The following is a 2,334-nucleotide window of genomic DNA, read 5'->3' as shown; positions in this document are numbered from 1 at the left end:
CGTAAGCGCTCCACGAACTACACCGGGATGGTTTCGCCCTGATTCCAAGGCAACAATCGGTCGAGTTCATCGTCGGTCGTCAATGATGGCAGTTTGGTGAGCACTTCTACTATATAAGGATAGGGCTCAATGCCATTGACTCGGGCCGTTTCGATCAGGCTGTAGAGTCTGGCGCTGGCATGCGCACCTTTTGGTGTCTGGCTGAAGAGCCAGTTTTTTCGACCAATGACGAACGGGCGTATGGCATTTTCCGCCGGGTTGTTATCCAGCGGGATCCGACCATCCGTCAGGAAGACGGTTAGCTTGGGCCACTGTCGGTTCAGGTAGATCAGCGCTTTGCCAATGGCCGTTTTCGGCGGCACTTGATTCAAGGATTTCGTTAGCCAGGCTTCCAGTTTTTCGATGAGTGCACGACTTTGAGTGTCTCGCAAGGACAGCCTTTCCTCCGCGCTCATCGTTTTGGCCCTTTGCTCTACGGCATACAGGCTGCGGATCAGACTCAAGGCCTGATCGGCACGGCCGACCTTGCCTTTAGGTTGTACCTTCTGGGCCTCCACGAACTTGCGGCGGGCATGCGCCCAGCAACCCACATGGGTAAGCTGATTGATCCGAACCACTTGGGCGTACCCTTCATAACCATCGGTCACCAGAATGCCCTGATAGTTTTCCAACAGTCGCGTTGGCACCTGACCGGAACGGCTGGCGTCGTAATCATAGAGCACTACTTGCTGCCCGGGCGGCCCACCTCGTTGTACCCACATGTACGAAGGACTGCTGGCCTTGCGATCCGGTTCGGTATTCACTTGCAGCGTAGTTTCATCCATGTGGATAACAGCACTGGCGTGCAGATGCTGTCGGCTTCGTTCAATGAGGGGCTCGATCAATTCACTGGTCTGGATCATCCAGCGAGCCAAGGTATTTCTGGGCAGATCAATGCCCAACCGCTTGAACGCCCGTTCCTGCCGGTAAAGCGGCAAGGCGTCCACGTATTTGGCGATGACAGAATAAGCCAAGAGGTTGGGGCTGGCATTGCTCTTGGGTAAGGGTTGCGGCGGCATGGGTGCGGTGACGACACCGTCTTCGCAGGTCTTGCAGGCATACTTGCGTCGGATATGCCGGATCACTTGGATCTTGGCGGGAATGATGTCGAGCTGCTCGCTGATCTCTTCACCGATGCAGACCAATTCGGTTCCGTCGTTATGGCAATGCTTCTGACCGTCCGTCACGTCGTGGACGATCTCCACCCGCGGCAGCTCCACTGGCAGCGCCAGACGGCCACCGCGAGTGCGGGACTTGGCAGAGTCTGGCTTGGTCGGTGTGTCCGCGACGTCTTCTGGAACGTCGTCACTGTCTGACGCCGGTTCGCTCTCTACCAGTGCTTCGGCTTCGTTGAAGAACAAGTCTTCTTGAGGGATGTTGTACTTCTCGGTGGAAGGCCCAAAGCGGTTTTCAATCAGTAGGCGCAGTTGTTCGAACAGTTCCCGCTTGGCGGCTTCCAGAGATTGAGCCTTGCGTTCCAGAGACTCATTCTCGCGTTCCAGTGACCGGCTTTGTTTTTTTAGGCGAGTAATATCCGCCGCTTGAACACGGAGCTTTTGCTCCAGTTCAGCAATGATTTTCTGTGAGTCGGAAGCGGCGCTTGGCATGAGGCTATTGTATCAAAACGCCTACAAATCAGCACCTTGAAATCACCCAGCGGCGTCAAAAAATAAGGATTTATGAGGCTGCATTCGAGCAATGTCGTAACCGTCCAGAAGCCAGTTCAGTTGTTGGCCTGACAGGGTCATAACGTCGTCACCCACTGTGTCGGGCCACTTGAATCGTTCCCGTTCCAGACGCTTATACCAGAGTACAAAGCCATTCCGCTCCCAAGCCAGAATCTTGACCTTGTCGCGTTGGCGATTACAGAATACGAAGACCGCTTCATCGAAGGGATTCAGTTCCATCGCTTCCTGAACCAGCAGCGATAGCCCGTCGATGGATTTACGCATGTCGACCGGCTCCCGGCATAGGTACACCGACATCGTCAGTTCTGGACGCATCATGGGACCACCGCCACACTGACAAAGCGATTGGGGCGGTGCATGTCGGGAACAACAATCTTCTGGATCATCAGTCGCTGCCGCCAGACCATCAGATCAGCGAAGCTCAATCCTTGTTCATGAGCATAACGACTCAGTGACTGGCCCAATGAAAACGCGTGGTGCAGGTGCCCCAGCCAAAATGCCTGAGTGGATGTGAGTTGGTGATTCATCATCAGCCTCCTTATTGAGAGGCTTTGATTCTGGCGAATTCCGGTCAGGCGGTTAAGATGGGGTTCGTGGAGCGCTTACG

Annotated in this window: 3 protein-coding genes; all 3 read right to left on the bottom strand. The window is 54.8% G+C overall.

The window, feature by feature from the left end:
* Nucleotides 1-17: 17 nt before the first annotated feature.
* From tnpC to KO508_RS08300, 3 genes are read right to left on the bottom strand one after another with little or no spacing between them, the layout of a single operon-like run.
* Nucleotides 18-1,646, bottom strand: a complete 1,629-nt coding sequence (gene tnpC / locus KO508_RS08310) for an IS66 family transposase (RefSeq protein WP_252738010.1) — start codon at nt 1,644-1,646, stop codon at nt 18-20.
* Between the two features lie 42 nt (nt 1,647-1,688).
* Nucleotides 1,689-2,045: an IS66 family insertion sequence element accessory protein TnpB gene (gene tnpB / locus KO508_RS08305; protein WP_216007877.1), complete on the bottom strand. Its 357-nt coding sequence runs from the start codon at nt 2,043-2,045 to the stop codon at nt 1,689-1,691.
* Entirely contained in the window at nt 2,042-2,257 is a 216-nt protein-coding gene (locus tag KO508_RS08300) for a hypothetical protein (protein WP_216007876.1), read from the bottom strand. The genes tnpB and KO508_RS08300 overlap by 4 nt, the downstream gene beginning before the upstream one ends.
* Nucleotides 2,258-2,334: the final 77 nt, after the last annotated feature.

The organism is Marinobacter salexigens, assembly GCF_018860765.1.
GTDB classification, from domain to species: domain Bacteria; phylum Pseudomonadota; class Gammaproteobacteria; order Pseudomonadales; family Oleiphilaceae; genus Marinobacter; species Marinobacter salexigens_A.
This window is presented reverse-complemented; position numbering and strand designations above follow the sequence as displayed.

Bases quoted from the DNA above. Each gene is read 5' to 3' on its own strand.
- tnpC (WP_252738010.1), bottom strand. From the start codon at position 1,646: ATGCCAAGCGCCGCTTCCGACTCACAGAAAATCATTGCTGAACTGGAG.
- KO508_RS08300 (WP_216007876.1), bottom strand. From the start codon at position 2,257: ATGATGAATCACCAACTCACATCCACTCAGGCATTTTGGCTGGGGCAC.
- tnpB (WP_216007877.1), bottom strand. From the start codon at position 2,045: ATGATGCGTCCAGAACTGACGATGTCGGTGTACCTATGCCGGGAGCCG.